This window comes from Bradyrhizobium sp. C9 (assembly GCF_002532045.1).
Lineage (GTDB): Bacteria > Pseudomonadota > Alphaproteobacteria > Rhizobiales > Xanthobacteraceae > Bradyrhizobium.
This window is the reverse complement of the sequence record NZ_NWTG01000019.1, coordinates 115,745-140,387: the sequence shown is the minus strand read 5'-3', so window position 1 is coordinate 140,387 and position 24,643 is coordinate 115,745. Positions and strand designations below refer to the sequence as shown.

Annotated in this window: 22 protein-coding genes; 11 read left to right on the top strand and 11 right to left on the bottom strand. The window is 65.7% G+C overall.

The window, feature by feature from the left end; all coding sequences use genetic code 11:
* Positions 1-11: 11 nt before the first annotated feature.
* Entirely contained in the window at positions 12-419 is a 408-nt protein-coding gene (locus CO675_RS29515) for an Hsp20/alpha crystallin family protein (RefSeq protein WP_097675292.1), read from the bottom strand.
* A 262-nt stretch (positions 420-681) separates the two neighbouring features.
* Here CO675_RS29515 and CO675_RS29510 point away from each other — a divergent pair, with 262 nt between their 5' ends.
* Positions 682-957, top strand: a complete 276-nt coding sequence (locus tag CO675_RS29510) for a hypothetical protein (protein ID WP_143279167.1) — start codon at positions 682-684, stop codon at positions 955-957.
* Position 958: 1 nt separating this feature from the next.
* Positions 959-1,150 (top strand): hypothetical protein, encoded by a 192-nt coding sequence (locus CO675_RS29505; protein WP_097675290.1) that lies wholly within the window; start codon positions 959-961, stop codon positions 1,148-1,150.
* Here CO675_RS29505 and CO675_RS29500 read toward each other — a convergent pair.
* From CO675_RS29500 to CO675_RS29475, 6 genes are all read right to left on the bottom strand, one after another.
* Complete coding sequence (locus tag CO675_RS29500; protein WP_097675289.1) at positions 1,120-1,881, bottom strand: slipin family protein; 762 nt, start codon at positions 1,879-1,881, stop codon at positions 1,120-1,122. The genes CO675_RS29505 and CO675_RS29500 overlap by 31 nt on opposite strands.
* Positions 1,878-3,275 (bottom strand): NfeD family protein, encoded by a 1,398-nt coding sequence (locus tag CO675_RS29495; RefSeq protein ID WP_097675310.1) that lies wholly within the window; start codon positions 3,273-3,275, stop codon positions 1,878-1,880. The genes CO675_RS29500 and CO675_RS29495 overlap by 4 nt, the downstream gene beginning before the upstream one ends.
* Before the next feature lie 123 nt (positions 3,276-3,398).
* Positions 3,399-4,295 (bottom strand): 4-hydroxy-tetrahydrodipicolinate synthase, encoded by an 897-nt coding sequence (dapA, locus tag CO675_RS29490; protein ID WP_198964788.1) that lies wholly within the window; start codon positions 4,293-4,295, stop codon positions 3,399-3,401.
* Between the two features lie 66 nt (positions 4,296-4,361).
* Positions 4,362-4,616, bottom strand: a complete 255-nt coding sequence (locus CO675_RS29485) for a hypothetical protein (RefSeq protein ID WP_097675287.1) — start codon at positions 4,614-4,616, stop codon at positions 4,362-4,364.
* A 114-nt stretch (positions 4,617-4,730) separates the two neighbouring features.
* The gene (locus tag CO675_RS29480) at positions 4,731-5,006 is read right to left on the bottom strand and encodes a hypothetical protein (RefSeq protein WP_097675286.1); all 276 of its coding nucleotides are present in this window, start codon (positions 5,004-5,006) and stop codon (positions 4,731-4,733) included.
* A gap of 13 nt (positions 5,007-5,019) precedes the next feature.
* Entirely contained in the window at positions 5,020-5,484 is a 465-nt protein-coding gene (locus CO675_RS29475; RefSeq protein ID WP_097675285.1) for a hypothetical protein, read from the bottom strand.
* 492 nt (positions 5,485-5,976) lie between these two features.
* On the opposite strand from CO675_RS29475, the gene CO675_RS29470 reads away from it, so the two are divergent.
* From CO675_RS29470 to ligD, 8 genes are all read left to right on the top strand, one after another.
* Positions 5,977-6,066, top strand: a complete 90-nt coding sequence (locus CO675_RS29470) for a K(+)-transporting ATPase subunit F (protein WP_035726361.1) — start codon at positions 5,977-5,979, stop codon at positions 6,064-6,066.
* Positions 6,067-6,185: 119 nt separating this feature from the next.
* Complete coding sequence (gene kdpA, locus CO675_RS29465) at positions 6,186-7,889, top strand: potassium-transporting ATPase subunit KdpA (RefSeq protein WP_097675284.1); 1,704 nt, start codon at positions 6,186-6,188, stop codon at positions 7,887-7,889.
* A 24-nt stretch (positions 7,890-7,913) separates the two neighbouring features.
* Positions 7,914-10,025: a potassium-transporting ATPase subunit KdpB gene (gene kdpB, locus CO675_RS29460; protein WP_097675283.1), complete on the top strand. Its 2,112-nt coding sequence runs from the start codon at positions 7,914-7,916 to the stop codon at positions 10,023-10,025.
* 12 nt (positions 10,026-10,037) lie between these two features.
* Positions 10,038-10,643 carry a K(+)-transporting ATPase subunit C gene (locus CO675_RS29455; RefSeq protein WP_097675282.1) on the top strand — a complete coding sequence of 202 codons (606 nt, stop codon included), beginning with the start codon at positions 10,038-10,040 and terminating at the stop codon, positions 10,641-10,643.
* A 39-nt stretch (positions 10,644-10,682) separates the two neighbouring features.
* Positions 10,683-13,394, top strand: coding sequence for a DUF4118 domain-containing protein (locus CO675_RS29450; protein ID WP_097675281.1), 2,712 nt, complete (start codon positions 10,683-10,685; stop codon positions 13,392-13,394).
* On the top strand, positions 13,391-14,080 hold the full coding sequence (locus CO675_RS29445; protein WP_097675280.1) for a response regulator: 690 nt from the start codon (positions 13,391-13,393) through the stop codon (positions 14,078-14,080). The genes CO675_RS29450 and CO675_RS29445 overlap by 4 nt, the downstream gene beginning before the upstream one ends.
* Before the next feature lie 54 nt (positions 14,081-14,134).
* Complete coding sequence (locus tag CO675_RS29440; protein WP_097675279.1) at positions 14,135-14,374, top strand: DUF6496 domain-containing protein; 240 nt, start codon at positions 14,135-14,137, stop codon at positions 14,372-14,374.
* A 210-nt stretch (positions 14,375-14,584) separates the two neighbouring features.
* Entirely contained in the window at positions 14,585-17,209 is a 2,625-nt protein-coding gene (ligD, locus tag CO675_RS29435; protein WP_198964787.1) for a DNA ligase D, read from the top strand.
* A gap of 175 nt (positions 17,210-17,384) precedes the next feature.
* On the opposite strand, the gene CO675_RS29430 is transcribed toward ligD, so the two are convergent.
* On the bottom strand, positions 17,385-17,549 hold the full coding sequence (locus tag CO675_RS29430; protein WP_097675308.1) for a DUF3309 family protein: 165 nt from the start codon (positions 17,547-17,549) through the stop codon (positions 17,385-17,387).
* 165 nt (positions 17,550-17,714) lie between these two features.
* Between CO675_RS29430 and CO675_RS29425 the strand changes: the two genes are divergently transcribed.
* Entirely contained in the window at positions 17,715-18,023 is a 309-nt protein-coding gene (locus CO675_RS29425) for a polyhydroxyalkanoic acid system family protein (RefSeq protein WP_097675307.1), read from the top strand.
* Positions 18,024-18,032: 9 nt separating this feature from the next.
* Here CO675_RS29425 and treY read toward each other — a convergent pair whose 3' ends face one another.
* From treY to glgX, 3 genes are read right to left on the bottom strand one after another with little or no spacing between them, the layout of a single operon-like run.
* On the bottom strand, positions 18,033-20,816 hold the full coding sequence (gene treY, locus CO675_RS29420; protein WP_097675278.1) for a malto-oligosyltrehalose synthase: 2,784 nt from the start codon (positions 20,814-20,816) through the stop codon (positions 18,033-18,035).
* Between the two features lie 4 nt (positions 20,817-20,820).
* On the bottom strand, positions 20,821-22,572 hold the full coding sequence (treZ, locus tag CO675_RS29415) for a malto-oligosyltrehalose trehalohydrolase (RefSeq protein WP_097675277.1): 1,752 nt from the start codon (positions 22,570-22,572) through the stop codon (positions 20,821-20,823).
* Positions 22,569-24,641, bottom strand: a complete 2,073-nt coding sequence (gene glgX, locus CO675_RS29410) for a glycogen debranching protein GlgX (RefSeq protein WP_097675306.1) — start codon at positions 24,639-24,641, stop codon at positions 22,569-22,571. The genes treZ and glgX overlap by 4 nt, the downstream gene beginning before the upstream one ends.
* Between the last annotated feature and the right edge of the window lie 2 nt (positions 24,642-24,643).

Sequence of the window (24,643 nt, the reverse complement as noted above, 5' to 3'; positions counted from 1 at the left end):
GTCGAAATCCCTTAGCTCGATTTTCCGAGCCGCAGGCCGACGCAGCCATGCGCGGCAAAGCGGCTGATGGTGTAGCGGCCGGTCGGCAGCGTGATGCGGCGCTCGAAGCGGCCCTGCGGCAGCTCGAGGCGCAGGATGCGGGCGTTGCGCAGCTCGGAAGGTAGGGTACGGCGGCCGGAGATCACCAGCGTACCGCCGTCGAGCGCGGCCTCGACCTCGTCGGGGTCGACCCCCGGCAGTGCGACCAGGATCAGGATTTCCTCCTCGGTCTCGATCACGTCCATCGGCGGTTCCCAGCTCGGCTCGCTGCCGCCCGCACGCGGGTGCAAATTGAGGAAGCTCTGGTGCAACCGCTCGGCGCGGGCGAGTGCCTCGATCGCATCCGTCAGCATCCAGTTGGTCTGATCCTTGGGCCGCATGGGCTCTCTCCACGTCGCATTGGGAGGCGACGTTACCGGTCTTGCCGTCGACCGTAAACCGGCCCCTTGCGCCGCCGATCGAGGGTAAAATTGTCCGAAATCTCGCGATTTGCGCTACGGCCGCGATCCGCCCTGCGCGTCCGGCCGCTTATGCCGCGGCTATGTGACAGGGCTACGGGTCCTCTCGAATTCCTACGGCCGTCCCAGCATGTTCTGGCGTGACGCGGTGTGCTCGCGCGCGCCGCTGACAGGAAGGTGGGATATGACCTTGCTCCATTACCACGATGCCCGGCCGCACGGTTCGGCCGGTGCGATGCCAGCGACGCTGCGGCGGGCGATCCGACGGATCGGCCTCGCCTTCAGGACCGTTCACCGCGCCATCGCCGTCGCCAAGATCCACCGGCTGCGCAACGAGCTGCTGCTGCATCGCGGCCATGAGGATTGGGCGCACACCCATCTCCACGTCGGCATGCTCGGCGGCGATGCCGAGAAATATCCGCGCGCGCCGGTCGTGCTCGGTGAAAAGTGGGACTATTGAGATGCGCGCGGCTTCATTGATCGCTGCCCTGCTGCGTCGCGCCGCGGAAGGCATGCTCAAATTCCTCGCCTGGATCGGCGAGGAGCCGATCGGCGGCTACCGGCCCGAGGCGCATTACATGCGCGGCCCGGGACCGGCCTGGCGGGCCAAGCATCAGCCCGGTCAAGTGGCTTCGCTTCGCCGCGTCAGGTGATCGAGCAGATTCATCGGCAGCGGGAACACCACGGTCGATGAGCGTTCGCCGGCGATGTCATGCAGCGCGGCGAAATAGCGGAGTTGCATCGCCTGCGGCTCCTGGGCGAGGATCCGGCCGGCCTCGACGAGCTTCTCGGCAGCCTGCTGCTCGCCCATCGCATTGATCACTTTGGCGCGCCGCAACCGTTCCGCTTCGGCCTGCTTGGCGATCGCCCGCACCATGGTTTCGTTGAGATCGATGTCCTTGATCTCGACCGCGGTGACCTTGATGCCCCAGACGTCGGTCTGCTTGTCGAGGGTCTCCTGGATATCGGCGTTCAACTTGTCGCGCTCCGCCAGCATCTCGTCGAGCTCGTGCTTGCCGAGCACCGAGCGCAGCGTGGTCTGGGCAAGCTGGCTGGTCGCGGCCATGTAGTCACCGACCTTGATGATGGCGCGCTCGGGATCGACGATGCGGAAGTAAAGCACGGCATTGACCTTGACCGAGACGTTGTCGCGGGAAATCACGTCCTGCGGCGGCACCACCTGCACCATCACCCGGAGATCGACCTTCACGAGCTGCTGCACCACCGGAATCAGGATGATGAGCCCCGGGCCCTTCACTCCGGTGAAGCGGCCGAGCGTGAAGATGACGCCGCGCTCATATTCGCGCAGCACGCGCACGGCCTGGGTCAGGAAGATGATGACAAGCAGGACGACCGCCGCATAGGTGAAATAATCAAGCATCATGCTGTACCTCCTTCGCCGGCGGAGGCCGGCGCACGCCGTACCACCAGCGTCAAATCGACGATGTTGGCTACCTCGACCGTCTCTCCAGCCTTGAACGCCTCCGTGCCGCGCGCCTGCCAGCGTTCGCCGTTGGTGAAGACGTGACCCGTGGTCTCGGACCAGTCGAGCACCTCGGCCGGTAGCCCGCGCATGGCTTGCGCACCTGTCCGGCGTGGGCCGTTGCGCGCGCGGCGCAGCGCCCCGAGCACGACCAGAATGAGACCTGCGAACATCGCCGCGACGATGCCGATGAGCGGCCATGACAGGTGGTATCCGGGCGCCTCGATCCGAAACAGCATGGCGGCTCCGAGCACGAAGGCGACGATGCCTCCGAGGCCGATCACGACGGTCGGGTTGAAGGCTTCGATCGCGAGCAGCGCCATCCCGACCAGCATCAGGGCGAAGCCGGCATAGTTGATCGGCAGCATGTTGAGCGCATAGAGCCCGACCAGCAGACAGATCGTCCCGACCACGCCGGGCGCCACGGCGCCGGGTGACATGAATTCGAAGATCAGGCCGTAGATCCCGACCATCAGGAGCACGAATGCGATGTTGGGGTCGGTGATCACAGCAAGCACGCGCGAGATCCAGTTGGGATCGATGGCTTCGATCACGGCATCCTTGGTCGCCAGGCGTTGCGTCTTGCCGCCGGCAAGCTCCACCGTCCGGCCGTCGATCTGCCTGAGCAGGTCGGCCGGATCATGCGCGGTGAACTCGATGACATGGGCCTGCAACGCGGCATTGGCGGAAAGAGTGGCGGCATCGCGGACCGCTTTCTCGGCCCAGTCGGCATTGCGGCCGCGCAGTTCGGCGAGGCTGCGGATGAAGGCGACGGCATCATTGGTCACCTTCGTCGTCATGGCATCCTTGGTCGTGGACGGGTTGCCGCCGTCCTTCTGGTCCTTGCCGTCCTTGTCAGGGGTGCTGCCCGGCAGGCCCGGCATCGGGCCGCCGATCTGCACCGGTGTCGCGGCGCCGATGTTGGTGCCGGGCGCCATCGCCGCGAGATGGGTCGCATAGAGAATGTAGGTCCCGGCGCTCGCGGCATGGGCGCCGGAGGGCGCAACATAGCCGACGACGGGAACGGGCGAGGCCAGCACGTCGGTGATGATCTCGCGCATGCTGCTGCTGAGACCGCCCGGCGTATTCAGGCGTAGAATGACGATCTCGGCGTGCCGCTCGGCGGCCTTTGCCAGGCCATCCTTGACGTAGCTGGCCGATGCCGGCCCGATCGCTCCATCGATTGAAATGGTCAGGGCAACGCGGTTGTTGTCCGCGGCCGTACCGGGACCGATGGAAACAACCAGAGCGACCAGGGCGATCGCCACAACGAGAGCCGCCTTGAAGGTCTGCACGGCAAGCACTCCCTTGCCGTGGATATGGGATGCCGTTCCGGAACCTCAATACGGCGCGGTGTCACGGACGCCGTGGGCTGATTCCATTGTGCGTTGCGATGGCTGGCGTCGGGTCGGTCAAGCTCATTGCGCAGCGGCGAGGTACTCGTCGGCAAGCTCAGCCATCGCCTGTGCGACCTCGGCCTTTGCCGTCGTACCCAGCTGCACGATCGGCAGCCGCGTCGCCGGCTGCATGAACCCCAACAGCGCCAGTACGAACTTCAGCGCAGCGGGTTGCTCGCGCTCCAGCAGGGTCGCGAGCGGCAGCAGCCGCTGGTGCAGCTCACGCGCCTGGTACAGACGGCCCTCACGCAGGTGCCGGGCCACCGCGACGCATAAATCGGGCGCGAGGTTCGATACCGATGAGATGCAGCCGTCACCGCCGGCGGCCATATAGGCGAGCGACACGGTGTCGTCGCCGGTCAGCATCCGGAACGTTGCCGGCAGGCGTGGACGCAGGCGCCTGAGGCGAGCGACATCGCTGCTGCCGTCGCGCAATCCGATGAAACGGGGCGATGCGGCGAGCTCGACCAACGTCTCGTCTGCCAGCCCCTTCACTGTCCGCGACGGGATGTCGTGCAGGATCACGGGCAGCGTCGTGGCCGCGGAGACGGCGCGGAAATGCGCCGCCATGCCCCTTGGCATTGGCTTGTTGTAATACGGCACGACCGACATGATGGCGTCGGCGCCGGCCGCTTCTGCCGCGCGCGTGAACGTGACGGCACGATCCGTTGCGTTCGATCCGGCGCCGGCGATGATGCGGACCCGCCTGCGCGCGACGTGGGCTGCGATGCGAACCAGCTCCGCGCGTTCCGCGGGCTCCAGCGTCGAGCTTTCACCCGCCGTCTCGCCGACCACCAGCGCCGAGGCGCCGGCCGCGATCTGACGCTCGCACAGCCGGCCGAATGCATCAGCGTCGATCTCGTCCCGGTGGTTGAAGGGGGTCGGAAGGTCAGGGATGAAGTCCGACAGCCATGCCATCGAATCCGATTTCGCAGCTGTTTGCGAGGTGACCTTCGCAATCGCTTTCGCAGTCATGGGGGTGGCTCAGGCCACGCGGCTGATGGGGAGGGACGCGGTCTCGCCGCTCATATCGAGCTCGAGTTCGCGCGACAGCTCGACGATCATTTCGGGGTGCTGGCCGTTCTCGAACAGCGCGTATTTGACGGCCTGGGCGCGGTTGACGAACAGGCCGCCATAGAGGCCGTTCTGCTGCTGGGCGACCCATTGGCCGCGCTGGTTGCGGCCGATGAAGACGATGGTGGACGCTGCGCTACACGAGGGAGGTTCGACGAGTTTCACGGTTGTAGTCCTTCAGGTGGAAGTCACGCGTTCAATGTCTGTCGTGCCGGATATGAAATCGAGCGCGGCGGACGGCCGACTTCATAAGAGCGGCATAGGATTTGAGGGGTGAGCCTAGACGTGCTGGACGATGCCGGTGCCGAGCGCGCACAGCGCGACATAGGCGGTCATCTCGTCCCAGTGATTGAGAATTGCGGCGAACGGCATCTCGCGTTTGGCTAGCCCGGCGAACGCGCAGATCAGCGCCGACATCCAGAGCAGCGTGACGAGGCCCCTGCCGAAGCCTGCGCCGGCGAATGCCGCGAAGCCGATCATGATGGCAAGCCGGAAACCGAACCGGACCATGACCTGGACCGACTGCAGCTGCTGCGGCAGTTGCTTGGCGTTCACGACGGCGCCGCCGTCAGCCGATATTGTCGACGAACAGCGGCTCGTAGAGCTGGCTGATGCCGCGACGGACGGTGGGTACGCTGGTGCGGTTCTCAGGCGCCGAGATTCGCTGCGCCTCGACGAAGCCGCTGAGGATCGCAAGCGCGAGGTCCGCATGGCGGGTCTCGATCGACTGGTCGAGCCAGTCGGGCAGCTCGCGTTCGCGCGACAGCGCGCAATGCCACTCACCCTCGTCATAGACCAGGCGGCGGACCTGCCATTGCGGCAGCTCGAGGTCGAGCAGCGCGATCGCTGCATCGGTCCATGCGCCGGACTGGATCAGGCGCTCGACACGGGCGCTCTTGCCGCTTTGTCCGGCCGCGGGAAACCGCCGGCAGGTCTGGCTGATGATGTCGGCCATGAACTCGGCCGACATCGCGTAGGCGTCGCGCAGCCGGTCGCCGAGATCGGTGGAGGTGGGTTGGGATAGCATGGACATGGCGTCATCTCGTCGAAGATGCGGCCGAAGGCATTGGCCGCAGGCCCAAAATGGCCGGATGGCCATTTGAAAACGAGATGAGGCGAGGGGTGGAGATATAGGGATTCCATAAAGATTATCTGTCGTCCCGGCGAAGGCCGGGACCCAACCACTGAACTTGGTTGTGAGATCAGGCTGGGGCCCCAGCCGTCGCAAAACTCGGCCCTGTGGTTATGGGTCCCGGCCTTCGCCGGGACGACGGCTGAGAGCGTGGCCGGCACACAGGCACTTATACGATTCCTATAACGTCCTTATGCGTCACATCTCGAAAACCTATGCCCCGGATGGCACCTCACGGTCATCCGGCGCGGAGCGCTTATACGGTCGCCCGCGCCGCTTGGACGCATAGGAGTCTCTCATGATGGACATTCTCATGGCGGCGCTCGCGATCGGCTTCTTCGCGGCCGGCATCGGCTACGCCTACGCCTGCGAGCGGTTGTAAGGGAGGCAGCGATGATCTTCGATTACTCGCTCGCCGGCCTCGTCTCGCTCGGCCTGCTGCTCTACCTCACCTACGCACTGCTGCGGCCCGAACGCTTCTAGGCGGTTCGCGATGTCAGCGCTTTGCACAATTCTGTTGGCCGACGCGGTGCTGACCGGGCTGTTGCTCGGCGTGTTCGCGTCGCTGCTGCGCTTCGCACCCATTCGAAAGGTATGACGCAATGACCGTCATCGGCTGGATTCAAATTATTCTGTTTTGCGCGATCGTGGTCGCGCTGGTCAAACCGCTCGGCTGGTACATGACCCGCGTGTTCAACGGCGAGCGCACCTTCCTCTCACCCCTGCTGCGCCCGGTCGAGCGCGGCATCTACTGGGTCGGCGGCGTCGACGAACGGCGCGAGCAGCACTGGCTGACCTATACGGTCGCGATGCTGCTGTTTCATGTCGGCGGCTTCGCCATCATCTACGGCCTGATGCGGCTGCAAGCAGTGCTGCCGTTCAACCCGGCCGGCCAGACCGCAGTTGCCGAAGATCTTTCCTTCAACACCGCGATCTCCTTCATCACCAACACCAACTGGCAGAACTACGGCGGCGAGAGCACGCTGTCCTACCTGGTCCAGATGCTGGGCCTGACCCACCAGAACTTCCTGTCGGCGGCGACCGGCATCGCGCTGGCGATGGCGCTGATCCGCGGCTTCACCCGCTCGTCGATGCGCACGGTCGGCAATTTCTGGGTCGACGTCACGCGCTGCACGCTCTACGTCCTGCTGCCGATCTGCATCGTCTATGCGCTGTTCCTGGTCTGGCAGGGCATGCCGCAGACGCTAGGTGCCTATGTCGATGCCACCACGCTCGAGGGCGGCAAGCAGACCATCGCGCTCGGACCGGTGGCTTCGCAGGTTGCGATCAAGATGCTGGGCACCAATGGCGGCGGCTTCTTCAACGCCAACGCCGCGCATCCGTTCGAGAATCCGACCGCGCTGTCGAACCTGGTGCAAATGATCTCGATCTTCGCGCTCGGCGCTGCGATGACCAACGTGTTCGGCCGCATGGTCGGCAACGAGCGCCAGGGCTGGGCGATCTTCGCCGTGATGGGCATCCTGTTCGTCGCCGGCGTGACCGTCACCTACTGGGCGGAAGCCAACGGCACCTCGGCGCTGCAGGCGCTGGGTCTCACCGGCGGCAACATGGAGGGCAAGGAGGTCCGCTTCGGCATCGTCGCGTCCTCGCTGTTCGCCGTGATCACCACCGCCGCGTCCTGCGGTGCGGTCAATGCCATGCATGACAGCTTCACCGCGCTCGGCGGCATGATCCCGCTGATCAACATGCAGCTCGGCGAGGTCATCATCGGCGGCGTCGGCGCCGGCTTCTACGGCATGCTGCTGTTCGTCGTGCTGGCGATCTTCGTCGCCGGCCTGATGGTCGGCCGCACCCCGGAATATGTCGGCAAGAAGATCGAGGCGCGCGAGGTCAAGATGGCGATGCTCGCGATCCTGGTGCTGCCGCTGATGTATCTCGGCTGGACTGCGGTCGGCGTGGTGCTGCCGTCGGCGGTGGCCTCGATGGCCAATGCCGGTCCGCACGGCTTCACCGAGGTGCTCTATGCCTATACGTCGTCAACCGGCAATAACGGCTCGGCCTTCGCAGGCCTCACCGGCAACACCCTGTTCTACAATCTGACGCTCGCCTCTGCGATGTTCGTCGGCCGCTTCTTCATGATCGTGCCGGCGATGGCGATCGCGGGATCGCTGGTCGAGAAGAAGTCGATCCCGGCCTCGGCGGGCACTTTCCCGACCACCGGCGGCCTGTTCGTCGGCCTCGTCATCGGCGTGATCCTGATCATCGGCGGTCTCACCTTCTTCCCGGCGCTCGCGCTCGGGCCGATCGTCGAGCACCTCGCCATGAACGCCAACACCCTGTTCTGATTGAATACGTCCGGAGTGACATCCATGGAAACCATGAAACTGCAGAAGCAGGTGACGGCGTCGACCATGCTCGACCCGAAGATCCTGGTGCCGGCGATCTGGTCGGCCTTCGTCAAGCTCGATCCACGGCTGATGATGAAGAATCCGGTGATGTTCGTGGTCGAGGTGGTGGCCGCGTTGACCACCATCATCTTCGTACGCGATCTCGTCACCGGTGGCGCCAATCTCGGCTTCACCTTCCAGATCATCCTCTGGCTCTGGTTCACGGTTCTGTTCGCCAACTTCGCCGAAGCCGTCGCCGAAGGCCGCGGCAAGGCGCAGGCGGAATCGCTGAAGAAGACCCGCACCGAGAGCCAGGCCAAGCTGCTGACCGGCACCGACCGGACCTATCGCATGGTGCCCGGCACCTCGCTGAAGGTCGGCGACATCGTGCTGGTCGAGGCCGGCGACAACATCCCGTCCGACGGCGAGGTGATCGAGGGCGTCGCCTCGGTCAACGAAGCCGCCATCACCGGTGAATCCGCGCCTGTTATCCGCGAGTCCGGCGGCGACCGTTCGGCGGTCACCGGCGGCACCCAGGTGCTGTCGGACTGGATCCGCGTCCGCATCACCGCGGCGCAGGGCTCGACCTTCATCGATCGCATGATCAAGCTGGTGGAGGGCGCCGAGCGGCAGAAGACGCCGAACGAGATCGCGCTCAACATCCTGCTCGCGGGCCTCACCATCATCTTCGTGTTCGCGACGGTGACGATCCCGAGCTATGCCGCCTATGCCGGCGGTTCGATCTCGGTCGTGGTGCTGGTGGCGCTGTTCGTCACGCTGATTCCGACCACGATCGGCGCGCTGCTGTCGGCGATCGGCATCGCCGGCATGGACCGCCTGGTGCGATTCAACGTGCTGGCGATGTCCGGCCGCGCGGTGGAAGCCGCCGGCGACGTCGACACGTTGCTCTTGGACAAGACCGGCACCATTACGCTGGGCAACCGCCAGGCGACTGCGTTCCGCGCCATCCGCGGCGTCTCCGAGCAGGACCTCGCCGACGCGGCGCAGCTTGCCTCGCTGGCCGACGAAACGCCGGAGGGCCGCTCGATCGTGGTGCTCGCCAAGGAGAAATACGGCATCCGCGGCCGCGACATGCACGAGCTTGCCGCGACCTTCGTGCCGTTCACGGCGCAGACCCGGATGAGCGGCATCGATGCCGGCACCTCGTCGGTCCGCAAGGGTGCGGTCGACGCCATCCTCGCCTATGTCGATGGCGGTTCGCCCCGCACCGTCGCATCGGGCAATACCGTCCGTGCGGTCGCCGCGACGATGAGCGCGGAAGCCCGCGAGATCCAGTCGATCGCCGATGAGATCGCCAAGGCCGGCGGCACGCCGCTGGCGGTGGCCAAGGACGGCAAGCTGCTCGGCGTCGTGCACCTCAAGGACATCGTCAAGGGCGGCATCCGCGAGCGCTTTGCCGAACTGCGCCGCATGGGCATCCGCACCGTGATGATCACCGGCGACAACCCGATGACCGCGGCCGCGATCGCAGCCGAGGCCGGTGTCGACGACTTCCTGGCGCAGGCAACCCCCGAGGACAAGCTCAAGCTGATCCGCGACGAGCAGTCCAAGGGCAAGCTGGTCGCGATGTGCGGCGACGGCACCAACGACGCGCCGGCGCTCGCGCAGGCCGACGTCGGTGTCGCCATGAACACCGGCACCCAGGCGGCCCGCGAAGCCGGCAACATGGTCGACCTCGACTCCAATCCGACCAAGCTGATCGAAGTGGTCGAGATCGGCAAGCAGCTCTTGATGACCCGTGGTGCGCTGACCACGTTCTCGATCGCCAACGACGTGGCAAAGTACTTTGCGATCATCCCGGCGATGTTCCTCGCGTTCTACCCGCAGCTCCAGGTGCTGAACGTCATGCACCTGGCAAGCCCGCAGAGCGCGATCTTGTCGGCGATCATCTTCAACGCGCTGATCATCATCGCGCTGATTCCCCTGGCGCTGAAGGGCGTCAAGTATCGCGCGGTCGGTGCCGGTGCGCTGCTCAGCCGCAACCTGATGATCTACGGCCTCGGCGGCATCATCATCCCGTTCATCGGCATCAAGGCGATCGACCTCATCGTCGCCGCCTTGGGCCTGGCTTAAGGAGCCGCAATCATGTTGAGAGAAATCCGCCCCGCCATCCTCGTGCTGGTCCTGCTGACTGCGATCACGGGCCTTGCCTATCCGCTCGCCATGACGGCGATCGCCGGCGTCATCTTTCCGAAGCAGGCGCAGGGCAGCCTGATCGAGAAGGACGGCAAGGTGATCGGCTCCGCCCTGATCGGGCAGGAGTTCAAGGAGGACAAGTACTTCCACGGCCGGCCGTCGGCGACGACGGCGCCCGATCCGAACGACTCTTCCAAGACCGTGCCGGCGCCGTACAACGCGGCCAATTCCGGCGGCTCCAACCTCGGCCCGACCAGCAAGGCGCTGAGCGACCGGGTCAAGGAGGATGTCGAGAAGCTGAAGGCGGAGAATCCGTCGGCCAACGTGCCGGTCGATCTCGTCACCACCTCGGCCAGCGGGCTCGATCCCGACATCTCGCCGGACGCTGCGCTGTTCCAGGTGCCGCGGGTGGCCAAGGCGCGCAGCATGTCGGAGGACGCGGTGCGCGAGCTGGTGACGCAGAACACGCAGGGCCGCTTCGCCGGCGTGATCGGCGAGCCCCGCGTTAACGTTCTTGCGCTCAACCTGGCGCTCGACGCGGCAAAGGCGAAATAGGGGAGTAGGCCCGCTCTCGCAGGATGACTATATTGCGGTATGGCCAATCAGCGTGACCCCGATAAAAGACCCTCGCCGGATGCGCTGCTGGAGGCGGCGCGCCGGGAGACCGATCGATCAGGGCGGCTGAAGATCTTCATCGGCGCCGCCCCCGGCGTCGGCAAGACCTACGAGATGCTCTCGAGCGCCCACGCCCGCCTCAAGGCGGGCGTCGACGTCGTGGTCGGCGTCGTCGAAACCCACGGGCGGGTGGAGACCGAGGCGCTGCTCAGGGGTCTCGAGGTGATCCCGCGGAAGCGGCTGGCCTACCGCGACCAGACGCTCGAGGAGATGGACCTCGACGCCCTGATCGCGCGGCGGCCGCAGCTTGCGCTGGTCGACGAGCTCGCCCATACCAACGCGCCGGGCAGCCGGCATCCCAAGCGCTATCTCGACGTCGAGGAACTGCTGTCGCACGGCATCGACGTCTACACCGCGATCAACATCCAGCACATCGAGAGCCTCAACGACGTCGTCGCGCAGATCACCCATGTGCGGGTGCGCGAGACCGTGCCCGACTCGGTGGTCGATCGCGCCGATGCGATCGAGCTGATCGACCTCACGCCCGACGACCTGATCCAGCGGCTGAAGGAGGGCAAGGTCTATGTGCCGAAGCAGGCGGAGCGGGCGCTGGAGCACTATTTTTCGCCCGGCAATCTCACCGCGCTGCGCGAGCTGGCGTTGCGCCGCACTGCCGAACGGGTCGACGAGCAGCTGCTCACCCATATGCAGGCCAATGCGATCCAGGGGCCCTGGGCTGCGGGCGAGCGCATCCTGGTGTGCCTGAGCGAGGATCCGCGCGCGGCCGGCCTCGTGCGCTACACCAAGCGTCTGGCCGACCGGCTGCATGCGCAATGGACCGCGGTCAGCATCGAGACGCGGCGCAGCCTGCAATTGAGCGACGAGCAGCGTGACCGGCTTTCCGACACCATGCGGCTCGCTGAATCGCTCGGCGGCGAGGCGCTGACCCTTCCCGGCGTCGGCCGCCGAATCGCCGACGACGTCATCAATTTCGCCCAGGCCAACAACGTCACCCAGATCATCATCGGCAAGTCGACGCGCTCGCGCTGGTTCGAGCTGACGCGCGGCTCGGTGGTGCACGATCTGGTGCGCCGCGCCGGCAATATCAGCGTCAACGTGATCGCCGGCGACGAGCTGCCGGTCGGCAAGGCCGCGGTGCAGACCGCGCAGCGGCAGGAGCCGTTCAATCCGCGGCCCTATCTGATGGCGCTGCTGCTGACGGCCATCGGGCTCGGCGCGGCCAAGCTGATCCAGCCGTTTTTCGGCATCGAGAATGTCGACCTCGTGTTCATCACCGCGGTGGTCGGTGCCGCGGCGCGCTACGGCCTGTGGCCGTCGCTGCTGGCCAGCGTCGCCGCCTCGCTATGCTACAATTTCTTCTTCCTGCCGCCGGTCTACACCTTCACCATCACCGACCCGACCAATGTCGCGGCGTTCTTCTTCTTCATGCTGATCGCGCTGATCGTCTCCAACGTCGCGGCGCGGGTGCGCACCCAGGCCGACACCGCGATCGGCCGCGTCCGCACCACCGAGTCGCTGTATGCGTTCAGCCGCAAGCTCGCCGGCACCGCGACGCTCGACGACGTGCTGTGGGCGACCGCCTACCAGATCGCCCTGATGCTGAAGGTGCGCGTGGTGCTGCTGCTGCCGGAGGGCGACATGCTGACCGTCAAGAGCGGCTATCCGCCGGAGGACCAGCTCGATCAGGCTGATCTGGCCGCTGCCAACTGGGCCTGGGGCAACGATCGTCCGGCCGGTCGCGGCTCCGACACGCTGCCGGGCGGCAAGCGGCTGTTCCTGCCGATGCGGACCGGCCGCGGCCCGATCGGGGTGATCGGCATCGACGACGATCGGACCGGGCCGCTGTTGACGCCGGACCAGCGCCGGCTGCTCGACGCGCTGGTCGACCAGGGCGCGCTCGCGATCGAGCGGGTGCTGCTGGTCGAGGACATGGACCGCGTCAAACGTACGGTCGAGTCCGATCGGCTGCGCGGCGCGCTGTTGACCTCGATCTCGCATGACCTCAAGACGCCTCTCGCCTCGGTGCTCGGCTCGGCCTCGGCGCTGCGCGATCTCGGCGCCAGCCTGAGCGATGCCCAGAAGCATGATCTGCTCGCCACCGTGATCGACGAATCGGAGCGGCTCAATCGTTTCATCGCCAATCTCCTGGACATGACCAAGCTGGAATCCGGCGCGATCGTACCCAACACCGCGCGCCATGACGTCGGCGAGATCGTTGGCAGCGCGCTGCGCCGCGCCGCCAAGATCCTCGTGCATCACCGGGTGTCGCTCGAGCTCGCCGCCGATCTGCCGATGCTGGAGCTCGACGCCGTGCTGTTCGAGCAGGTGCTGTTCAATTTGCTCGACAATGCCGCCAAATACGCCCCCTCGGACACCACGATCTCGATCCGCGGCGCGCGTGACCGCGATACCATCGCGTTGCAGATCCTCGACGAGGGTAACGGCATTCCGGCCGCCGAGCTCGAAAGCGTGTTCGACAAGTTCTACCGCGCCGAGAAGGGCGACCACGTCCGCCCCGGCACCGGCCTCGGCCTTGCGATCTCGCGCGGCTTCGTCGAGGCGATGCGCGGCACGATCGCGGCTGCCAACCGCTCCGACCGGAGCGGCGCCGTCATCACCATCCGCCTGCCTGTTACGGCCGACACCAACGCGCTGGACACTGCTGCATGAACGCAACGCCGATCAAAGTCCTGGTCATCGACGACGAGCCGCCGATCCGCAAGCTCTTGCGGATGGGCCTGAGCACGCAGGGCTATGACATCCTCGAAGCCTCCAACGGCAAGATCGCCCTGGAGATGCTGGGCGAGGGGCCGGCGCTGATCATCCTCGATCTCGGACTGCCTGATATCCAGGGCCACGATCTCTTGCGCATGATCCGCGGCCGCAACGAGAGCGTGCCGATCGTGGTGCTGTCGAGCCGCGGTGACGAGGCCGGGAAGGTGCAGGCGCTCGATCTCGGCGCCGACGATTACCTGACCAAGCCGTTCGGCATGGACGAATTGCTGGCGCGGCTGCGCGCGGCGCTGCGCCACCAGTTGCAGGTGCAGGGCGAGCGGCCGGTGTTCCGCTCCGGCGATCTCTCGGTTGATCTGGTCCGCCGGATCGTCAAGGTCGGCGACAAAGAGATCAAGCTGTCACCGAAGGAATACGACCTGTTGCGCGTGCTGGTGCAGCATGCCGGCAAGGTGCTGACCCATCGCTTCCTGCTGAAGGAATTGTGGGACGAATTGACCGATGCGCAATATCTGCGCGTTTATGTGCGCCAGCTTCGCCAGAAGATCGAGGCCGATCCCGAGCGCCCGCAATTCGTGCTGACCGAGACCGGCATCGGCTATCGGCTGCGCGCGGCGGATTAGCTTCGGAACTTTCACTCCCATCAAGGCTTGTTTTCCCTTACCGGGAGAGAAGCCATGGCAAGGAAATACTCGCGGAAGGCATCAAGCGATGTCGAGCGTGTGATGAAGAAGCGCAAGGCCGGCACGCTGCGCAGCGGCCGCTCCAAGAAGAAGGTGACGAGCCGCAAGCAGGCGATCGCGATCGGCTTGTCTGAGGCCCGCGCCAAGGGACGGAAGGTGCCGAAGAAGGCGTCCAGGAAGATGGCCAAGAAGCGCAAGACGGCCAAGAAGCGAAAAGCCGCGAAGAAGCGCTGAGACGGGCGGCCCCGCATTGCTTCGTTGTGCTCGGGCCTAACCCGGGCTTCGATCTCCCCGGCGACGGAGACGGCGAGGCGAAGCTGGGCCGCGACGCATCGGTTCGGCTCATCCAAACAGCTTGAGTTTGGAACTTGAATGGATACCGTAGGTTTTGGTTCCTGATGGTCGCACCGGGGTGGCGGCCGGTGTTTGCGCCGAGGCCTGCACGTGCCGCTGAGAAATCTCACCACCTATCGCAAGAAGCGCGACTTCGAGAAGACCAATGAGCCGTCGGGCGACGTCAAGGTGGCGCCCGGCAAGCAGCGGCGCTTCGTGGTCCAGAAGCACGACGCGACGCGGCTGCACTACGATTTCAGGCTGGAGTTCGACGGCGTCTTCAAGTCCTGGGCGGTGACCCGCGGGCCCTCGCTCGACCCGCATGACAAGCGGCTCGCGGTCGAGGTCGAGGATCATCCGCTCGACTATGGCGATTTCGAAGGCACGATTCCCGAAGATCAGTATGGCGGCGGCACGGTGCAGCTATGGGACCGCGGCACCTGGGAATCGGACGATCCCGAGCGCGGCTTCAAGAAGGGCGACCTGAAATTCACGCTGCATGGCGACAAGCTGCACGGCAGCTGGGTGCTGGTGCGGATGAAGAACGACCGCTTCGGCGGCAAGCGCACCAACTGGCTATTGATCAAGCATCGCGACGAATACGCCGTTGATGGCAACGGCGAAGCGGTCCTCGGCGAGGATCGCTCGGTCGCCTCCGGCCGCTCGATGGCAGAGATCGCAGCCGGAAAGGGCCGGGCGCCGAAGCCGTTCATGCTGGCCAAAGGCAACGGCAAGGCCAGAGCGGATGCGGTCTGGCAATCCAATCACGGTATGGCCGCGGACGCGCGGGCAAGAACCAAGGCGCCGGCGCCCAAGGACAAATTGCAAGCGCAATTGAAGACGAGGCCGAAGGCGCAGTCGAAGCAGGTGACGGAGATGCCGGACTTCGTCACCCCGCAGCTCTGCGCCGCGGTCGAGAGTCCGCCCAACGGCGCGGGCTGGTGCCACGAGATCAAGTTCGACGGCTACCGCGTGCAACTGCGCGTCGAGGATGGCGAAGCCGTTGTGAAGACCCGCAAGGGGCTCGACTGGTCCGACAAGTTCGGCGCCATCGTGAAGGAGGCCGGCAAGCTGCCGGATGCCCTGATCGATGGCGAGATCGTCGCGCTCGACGAGAACGGCATTCCGCATTTCTCGACGCTGCAGGCGGCATTGTCCGACGGCAAGACCGACCAGCTCATCTTCTACGCATTCGACCTGCTCTTTGCCGGCAATGAGGATCTCCGCCCGCTGCCGCTGACCGAGCGCAAGGTGAGGCTCAAGGCGTTGCTCGCTGCGCGCAAGGGCAAGCTGATCCGCTATGTCGAGCATTTCGAGGAGCGTGGCGACGCCGTGCTGGAGTCCGCGCGCAAGCTCGGGCTGGAAGGCATCGTCTCCAAGCGGCTCGACGGTGCCTATCGCTCCGGCCGCTCCGACGACTGGACCAAAGCAAAAATCCGCGCCGGCCACGAGGTGGTAATCGGCGGCTGGAAGACCACGGGCGGCAAATTCCGTTCGCTGATGGCGGGCGTCTATCGCGGCGATCATCTGGTCTTTGTCGGCATCGTCGGCACCGGCTTCGGGCAGGACACGGTTCGCCGCATCATGCCGGCGCTGAAGGCGGCGGAGTCGGACACGAGCCCGTTCGGCGGCAAGGATGCGCCGAAGAAGACCCGCGACGTGCACTGGCTGAAGCCTGAACTCGTCGCCGAGATCGAGTTCGCCGGCTGGACCGATGCCGGCAATATCCGCCAGGCCGCCTTCAAGGGCCTGCGTCAGGACAAGCCGGCGCACGAGGTCGAGGCCGAGCGGCCGGTCGTAACCAGAGTGGTGAAGCCGATGGCGAAAGCAAAATCCGGCGAGGTGATGGGCGTCGCCATCTCGCACCCGGACAAGGCCTTGTGGCCCGATGCCGGCGACGGTGCACCGGTGACCAAGCTCGACCTCGCCAGCTATTTCGAGGCGGTCGGCGCCTGGATGATCTCCTACCTCAAGGGCCGGCCGTGCTCGATCGTGCGCGCGCCTGACGGCATCAAGGGCGAGACGTTCTTCCAGCGCCACGCGATGGCCGGCACGTCGAAGCTCCTCAAGCTCGCCAAGGTCTCCGGCGACCGCAAGCCCTATCTGCAGATCGATCAGGTCGAAGGCCTGGCCGCGGTCGCGCAACTCGGCGGCCTCGAGCTGCATCCCTGGAACTGCGCGCCGGATGCGTATGACACGCCGGGCCGGCTGGTATTCGATCTCGATCCCGCGCCCGACGTCACGTTCTCCGACGTGATCGACGCCGCCAAGGACATGCGCCAGCGGCTGACAGCGGTCGGTCTCGAGAGCTTCTGCAAGACCACAGGCGGCAAGGGCCTCCATGTCGTGGCGCCGCTGCTCACGGGCGCCAGGGACAAGGTGACCTGGAAGGAAGCCAAGGCGTTCGCGCAAGGCATCTGCCAGTGGATGGCACAGGATGACCCCGAGCGCTATCTGATCAACATGTCGAAGGCCAAGCGCACTGGAAAGATCTTCCTCGACTATCTGCGCAACGACCGGCTCTCGACCGCGGTCGCAGTGTTGTCGCCGCGAGCGCGTCCGGGCGCCACGGTGTCGATGCCGCTGACCTGGGCTCAGGTGCGCGGCGATCTCGATCCGAAGAAGTATACGGTGCGGTCGGTGCCGGCGTTGCTCGCCAGGAGCAAGGCTTGGGACGGTTATGAAGATGCGGCCTCGTCGATCAAGGCGGCGATGAAGAAGCTCGCGGCACAGTAGCAAACATTCAGGCAAGCTTGTGCCGCTGGCTTTATCGTCGTACCCCGCGAAAGCGGGGTATCCAGTACGCCGCGGCTTATCGGTTCAATCATCGGCGCCTCTGGAATACCACATCACCCGCATGCGCGGGTGATGCAGTCGTGATGTGGTTAGTGCGCGCACGTAGTTGCGCGGGCTACAGGCGTCCCAGCAGGAGCAGGATCAGCAGGATCACGATCACGAGGCCGAGACCGCCGCCGCCGTAATAGCCGGTGCCGTAGAACGGTCCGCCGCCGAGGCCGCTGAAGCCGCCAAGCAGCGCGATGACCAGAATGATAAGAATGATCGTTCCAAGTGACATCTCAGTCCTCCTCAGCCCCGCGGGCCTGTCGTCGCTGCCCTTCGGGAGGAGAAACAACCCGCAACTATGAAGGTTCCGGTTTGAGCGGCGCGATAAAACTGTGTGATCTTCCATTTGCGTTGGAACAGAACTACATCAACGGAATCCATGGAGGAGTGCACCGCGATGTCGGCTCCGTTGATCGTCTCGATCCCCCACAGCCTCGGCCGCGACGAGGCCATGCGCCGCTTGAAGACAGGCCTGTCGCGCGCAGCGGCGAACGTGCCGGTCATGACCGTCGACGAGGAGCGCTGGGAGAATAACCGCATGAGTTTTCGCGTCCGCGCGCTGGGGCAGGTCGCGGCGGGACATCTCGATGTCGAGGATAGCCATGTGCGCCTGGAGGTGACGCTGCCGTGGCTGCTGCAACGCTTCGCCGAGGTCGCGCAGGCCGCCATTCAGAAGAGCGGGCAGTTGCTGCTGACCAAGCGCTGACGCGCGACGCTAGCTGCGCGCGCGGATACGCCCAGCGGCGTGCTTCACGCCCGCCGTGGTCTTCGCCTTCAGCACCGCGACCGGCAGCTCGGCGAACAGCGTCGAGAGCTGATTTGTGCTGTCGCCGCCCGGGACCGCATATCCGGTCAGGTCGATCTCGCCTTCAAAGGCCTCAGCGCGCGGCCAGCTGCGTCCGCCCTGCGTGAACGGGGCAAATGATTTCGCCACCGCGACGATGACCGCCTCGCGGCCATGGCGTCGCGCGAAAGCAATGACATGATCGCTATGCGGGCCGGTTACGGCGAGCGGTTCGTAGCTGCCACTGGTGAAGACGTCGGCCATTTCGCTGCGCAGCTGCAGCAGATGCCGCGTCCATGCGAACTTCAGGCGGCCATCGCGCCAATCTTGCGCCAGTGCGTCCCAGTCCGGCGTCTCCAGTGCGGCAAGCAGGTCCGCGCGTGCGGCGAAATCGACCGGACGGCGGTTGTCGGGGTCAACAAGCGAGAGATCCCAGCTCTCGGTGCCCTGGTAGAAATCCGGTACGCCCGGCATCGTCGCCTTCAGGGTGATCTGGCTCAGTGAATTCAACGCGCCGATCAGCTCGATGCGCTCTGCCAGCGTGTCCAGCGCATCGAGGAATTCGGGAGAGGCGTTGCGATCGAGGATCCGCGCGATGAAGGTCTTTACACCCGCCTCGTAAGCTTCGTGCGGATTGAGCCAGCTGGTCTCCTGCTTGCCCTCGCGCGCGGCCTTCAGGGCATAGGCCTGGATGCGTCCAACCAGCGATCGGTCGTCCGGATCCCAGGCGCCGAGCAGGGCCTGATACAGCATGTATTCGAACGTCGCCGAGGGTGCGCGCGCCTCGCCGTCGAGCACCAGATGGGGCGCGTTCAGCACCTTCCAGCGCGCCACCGCGCTGGTCCATTCGCCGGGGATTTCCGCCAGCACCATGATCCGGGCACGGGCGTCCTCGCCGCGCTTGGTGTCGTGGGTCGCGGTCGCCGTCATGCCGTGGGGCCATTCGCGGGCGCGGGCCTGCATCATGGCATGGAAGGTCTCGGGCGCGATCGCGCCGGCCGCCGGATCGCCGCCGACCTCGTTGAGCGCGAGCAGGCGGTGGTAACGGTAGAACGTGGTGTCCTCCAGCGACTTCGCCATCATCGGCCCGGTGAATTGTTGGACCTTCAGCGCGAAGCGGCGCACCCGCGGCGCGCTGTGCGGCGGCCGGCCCGGTTTCAGGAGGTCCATGGTCAGGGCATCGCGCAGGAAGTCGAAGATGCCTTCGTCCGCGGCGAACCAGTCGGCGCGGGCCCGCTCGATGGTCGCGCTGATCAGCGCGCGGTCATGCGCGGCCGGTCCCGAGGCGGTGAGATAGGTGCGATAGACCGGAAAGTGCAGCACATAGAGTTCGAGCGCCTGCCGCAGGCTGTCGGCGGAGAAGTCGCGCGTCGAATAGTGCCCGCTGGCAATGCGCGCGAGCAGCCGCGCCAGCACGGTGAATTCGCTGGTCAGCAAGGTCTCCAGCACGCGGCGCTTGGCCGCGCGCAGCACCGGCGTCAAATTCGGTGACTGGTTGCTGACCTGGCGCCAGATCTCGTTGAGCGGATCGAGTCCGCCGCCGTCGACCAGCACTTGGCTGATCGTGTTCATCCACTCATAGCCGGTGGTGCCATGGACGCCGCTGAATTTCGTCAGCCTCTCGTCCTCGCCGAGGATCTTCTCGATCACGATGTAGAGCGGCTTTGCCTTGGCGCCCTGCGCGGAGCGGATCAGGCGGCGCAGGCGCTGGAAATACTGGGCGGGGTCGCGCAGGCCGTCGATATGGTCGAGCCGCAAGCCTTGCAGCCGGTCCTCCGCGATCAGCCGCTTCACGAGGCTGTGGCTGGCCTCGAATGTGGCGGCGTCCTCGACCCTGAGGCCGGCCAGCGTATTGACGTCGAAAAAGCGTCGATAGTTGATGTCGCTGGAAGCAAGCCGCCAGTGGCCGAGCTTGTAGTGCTGGCGTTCCAGAAGATGATGCAGTGCCAGCGTCTGTGTCGGCCGATCCTCACTGGTGCGATAGGCATCGAGCCCGCGGGCGATGATCTCGGAGCTGCCCTCGATCGCCTGGATCGCGGCCTTCAGGGCCGGCGCTTCCTTGCGGTTCGGGTGACGCAGCCCGCGATACCTCGCGGCGAGTTCGAGCAGCGCGCGTCCGGCCGGACTGTCTTCCGCACCGGCTTCACGGACGAGGGTTCGCAGCACCTCGCCATAGCGCTCCGGTGCGATCGGCAGGCGGTGCTCGAAATACCACGCAGAGAAACTGCCTTCGCCCGCGTCGTAGCGCAGCTCGATCTCGCCGCGCTCCAGCGCCTGGCCATAGGACGAGCCGAGGATCGGCAGCAGCACGCCGCCGCGCGCGCGATAGGGCAAGAGATCCCAGTCGATGTCGAAGGAGACCGCGTGCGGCGACACCGGTCCCCATTCCAGCACGTCGAGCCACCACGGATTATCAGCAAAGTGCACGCCGACATGGTTCGGCACGAAATCCAGGATCAGGCCGAGGTCGTTCTGCTTCAACGCATCGCTAAACCGCGCAAAGCCTGCTTCGCCGCCAAGTTCCGGATTGAATTTGGTGTGGTCGACGACGTCATAGCCGTGGGTCGAGCCCTTGCGCGCCTTCATGAACGGCGAGGCATAGACATGGCTGATGCCGAGCGCCTTCAGATACGGCGCCACCGCGGCGGCGGCATCGAAGTCGAAATCGGCAGTGAGTTGCAGTCGGTAGGTTGCGATCGGGATCGCCGGAGGCATTGTGCTATCCGATGTGCCAGCGCACCGCCCAGCCGGGGAGGTCGCTCGACAACGCGCCGCCCCAGATCACAGTTCCCTTCGCTTCCGTTGCGCCGGTAATATCCCGATCCGACAGATTGGCCGCCAGCCACAGCGTGCGGCCGTCGCCCATCCGCCAATGCGCGGACAACAGATCGCCCGTGACGCGGTCACCGCCGAAGCGTGCCCCGATGAGCCGCGGCGTGATCTCGCGCCGGCGCACGGCGAGCAGGTCGCGCACCAACGTCAGCCGCGCGCGGGCGGGATCGTGGCCAAGCGCCGCCCAGTCGAGCACGGCCGATCGCACCGTCTCCTCGGCAAGCGGATCGGGAATGTCGTCGCCATATTTGGCATAGGCCCAGGCGAATTCCTTGCGCCGGCCGGCGCGGACGGCGTTGGCGAGGTCGCCCTTGAAATCGCAGAAGAACGGGAAGGGGGTCGTCGCGCCCCATTCCTCGCCCATGAACAGCATCGGCGTGGTCGGCGCGATCAATGTGACCGCCAGCGCCGCCTCGATCGCCTGCGGCTTTGCGATGCTCTCGAGGCGATCGCCGAGCGGCCGGTTGCCGATCTGGTCGTGGTTCTGCAGGAAGTTGATGAAGCAGATCGGCGACAGCGCGCCGCTCGGTTCGCCGCGGGCCTTGCCGCCCCAGAACGCCGAGACTTCGCCCTGGTAGATGTAGCCCGACGACAGCGCCCGCGCGAGGTCCTGCTTCGGCGCCTTGTAGTCGCCGTAGTAGCCCTGGGTTTCTCCGGTCAGCAGCACATGCCAGGCGTGATGATAGTCGTCGTTCCACTGGCCGCGGAACTTGCCGTGCGGCGGGTCCTCGGCGGCATCGAGCAGGCTTGCGATGTTGTCGCCGTTCTCGAGCACGAGGTTGATGTGCCGCCCGGTCTCGGTGGCGAGCTTGCCGGCAGCCTTGCTGAAGTCATGCAGGATGGAGATTTCGCCGGCTTCGACGATGGTGTTGACCGCGTCGAAGCGCAGTCCGTCGAACCGATAGTCGCGCAGCCAGCTCACGACGCTGCCGATCGCAAATGCCCGCACCTCGGGCACGCGATAATCGATTGCGCTGCCCCACGGCGTATGCGCGTCGCTGAAGAAGGAGGGCGCATAGCGGCCGAGGTAATTCCCCTCCGGGCCGAAATGGTTGTAGACCACGTCGAGCATCACCATCAACCCGCGCAGATGCGCTTCGTCGATCAGGGTCTTGAGGTCTTCGGGGCGGCCATAGGCGCAGTCCGGCGCGTACCACAGCACGCCGTCATAGCCCCAGTTGCGCTTGCCTGCGAAATCCGCCAGCGGCATCAGTTCGAGCGCGGTGATGCCGGTTGCCACCAGATGATCGAGCTTGTCGATCATGGCGCGGTAGGTGCCCTCCGGCGTGAAGGTCCCGACATGGGCCTCGAGAATGACGGCCTCATGCCAGGGACGGCCGCGCCAGTCGGTCGCGCGCCATTCGAAAGCTGAGTGATCGATCACCTCGCTCGGGCTGAACACGTCGTTCGGCTGGAACGCGGCGGCCGGGTCGGGCACATCGACCTCGTCATCGACGCGGAATTTGTAGCGCGTACCAGCGCGCGCGCCTGCGATCTCGGCGATGTACCAGCCGGCGGCATCGCGCGTGAGTGTATGCGGTCTGTCGAGCAGGAGATCGACGCGCTTGGCCGCTGGCGCCCAGAGCCGGAAGCGCGTGCCATCAGGTGTCAGCTCAGGGCCGAAATGCTGGGCGCTCATGCGGAGCCTGCAAATGCCAGCACCGAGCGCGGCGGTGCCGTGGTGTCGGCGCCGGCTGCGAACTGCTCAGTCGTTTGTTCGGCCTTGGTCGTGTTCAAGACCTGCTGCCAGCTCCTGTATTCCGCCATCCTCGGCATCCTGAACACGATCTCCTGCGGCGCGGCATTCAGCACGATAAAGATCGGCGCCTGCCCAGGTTCCATCGGCCCCAGCACGTAGGCGAGGAACCGGCTTTCAGGGAATTTCCAATCGGACTCCTTCATCTCCTCCGCTGATGGCGTCAGCCAGATCACGCCATAGCTGCCGTCGGCGCGGCGGCCGTCGAGCCAGCTCTGGCAGCGGATCTGGCCGAAGCGCTGGCGGAGCGCGGTGAGATGACCGATGAAGGCGATAGCGTCGTCGTCGGTGCCGAGGTTCTCCCAGCCGATCCAGCCGGTTTCGTTGTCCTGGCAATAGGCGTTGTTGTTGCCGGCTTGCGTGTTGGCGACTTCGTCGCCGGCGAGGATCAGCGGCGTGCCCTGTGCGAGCAGCAGGCAGGCCAGCGCGTTTTTCCTGAGCTGGCGGCGCAGCGCGATGATGGCGGGATCGTCGGTCGGGCCTTCATGGCCGCAATTGTTGCTGTGGTTGTCGTTGGAGCCGTCGCGATTGTCCTCGCCATTGGCCTCATTGTGCTTTTCGTTGTAGCTGAAGAGATCGGCGAGCGTGAAGCCGTCATGCACCGTGATGTGATTGACGCTGGCGCGGGTCGCGCGATTGTCGTGGTGAAACAGATCCGAGGACGCCGTCATGCGGCCGGATATATCGCCGATCAGGCTGCCTTCGCCGCTCCAGTAGCGCCGCATCGCGCTGCGATAGCGGTCGTTCCACTCCGACCATTGCGACGGAAACGCGCCGACCTGGTAGCCGCCGAGACCGAGGTCCCAGGGCTCCGCGACCATCTTGGCGGTCGCCAGCACCGGATCCTGGCGGATCGCGGCGAGGAAGGGATGGTTGCGATCGAACCCGTTGGGTCCGCGCGCCAGGGTCGTGGCGAGATCGAAGCGGAAGCCGTCGACATGGCAGACCTCTACCCAGTAGCGCAGCGAATCCATCACCATCTGCAGCACGCGCGGATGGGTGAGATTGACCGAGCTGCCGCAGCCGGTGAAGTCGTCGTAGAAGCGCGGGTTCTCGCGGTTCAGCCAGTAGTAGGAGGCGTTGTCGATGCCGCGGAAGCACAGCGTCGGGCCCATATGGTTGCCCTCGGCGGTGTGGTTGTAGACGACGTCGAGCAGCACCTCGATGCCGGCATCGTGCAGCCGCGCCACCGTGGTGCGGAACGAGTCCAGCGCATTGTCCTGGGCGTAGCGTGCCTCCGGCGCGAAGAAGGCGATGGTGTTGTAGCCCCAGTAATTGGCGAGCTTCTTCTCGACCAGGACGCGGTCGTCGATCAGGCCGTGGATCGGCAGCAGCTCGATGGTGGTGACGCCGAGCCGCTTGAGGTGGTCGATCATCGCCGGCGACGACAGCCCGCCATAGGTGCCGCGCAGGTTCGGCGGCACATCCTCGCGCTTCTGCGTCAGGCCCTTGACGTGGGCCTCGTAGATGATGGTGTCTTGCCAGGGAACGTGCGGCCGGATCTCGCGGCGGCCCCAGTTGAAGGTCTCGTCGACCACCACGGCCTTCGGCATGCCGCGGGCATTGTCGCGCCGGTCGAACGAGAGATCCTCGCGCGCACTGCCGGTGCGATAGGCGAAATGCGCATCGCTCCACACCAGCCGGCCGGCCAGCCGCTTGGCGTAGGGATCGAGCAGCAGCTTGTTGGCGTTGAAGCGGTGGCCGCGCTCCGGTGCGTAGGGCCCGTAGACGCGATAGCCGTAGAGTTGGCCCGGCGAGACGTCGTTGAGATAGCAGTGCCAGACGTCCTCGGTGCGCTCCGGCATCTCGATCCGCTCGAGCTCGCGGCGGCCCTGGCCGTCGAACAGGCACAGCTCCACCTTCTCCGCATTCGCCGAGAACAGCGCAAAATTGGTGCCTCTGCCGTCCCAGCTTGCACCGAGCCGTGCGGACGTACCCCCGGTCAGTCGCATCA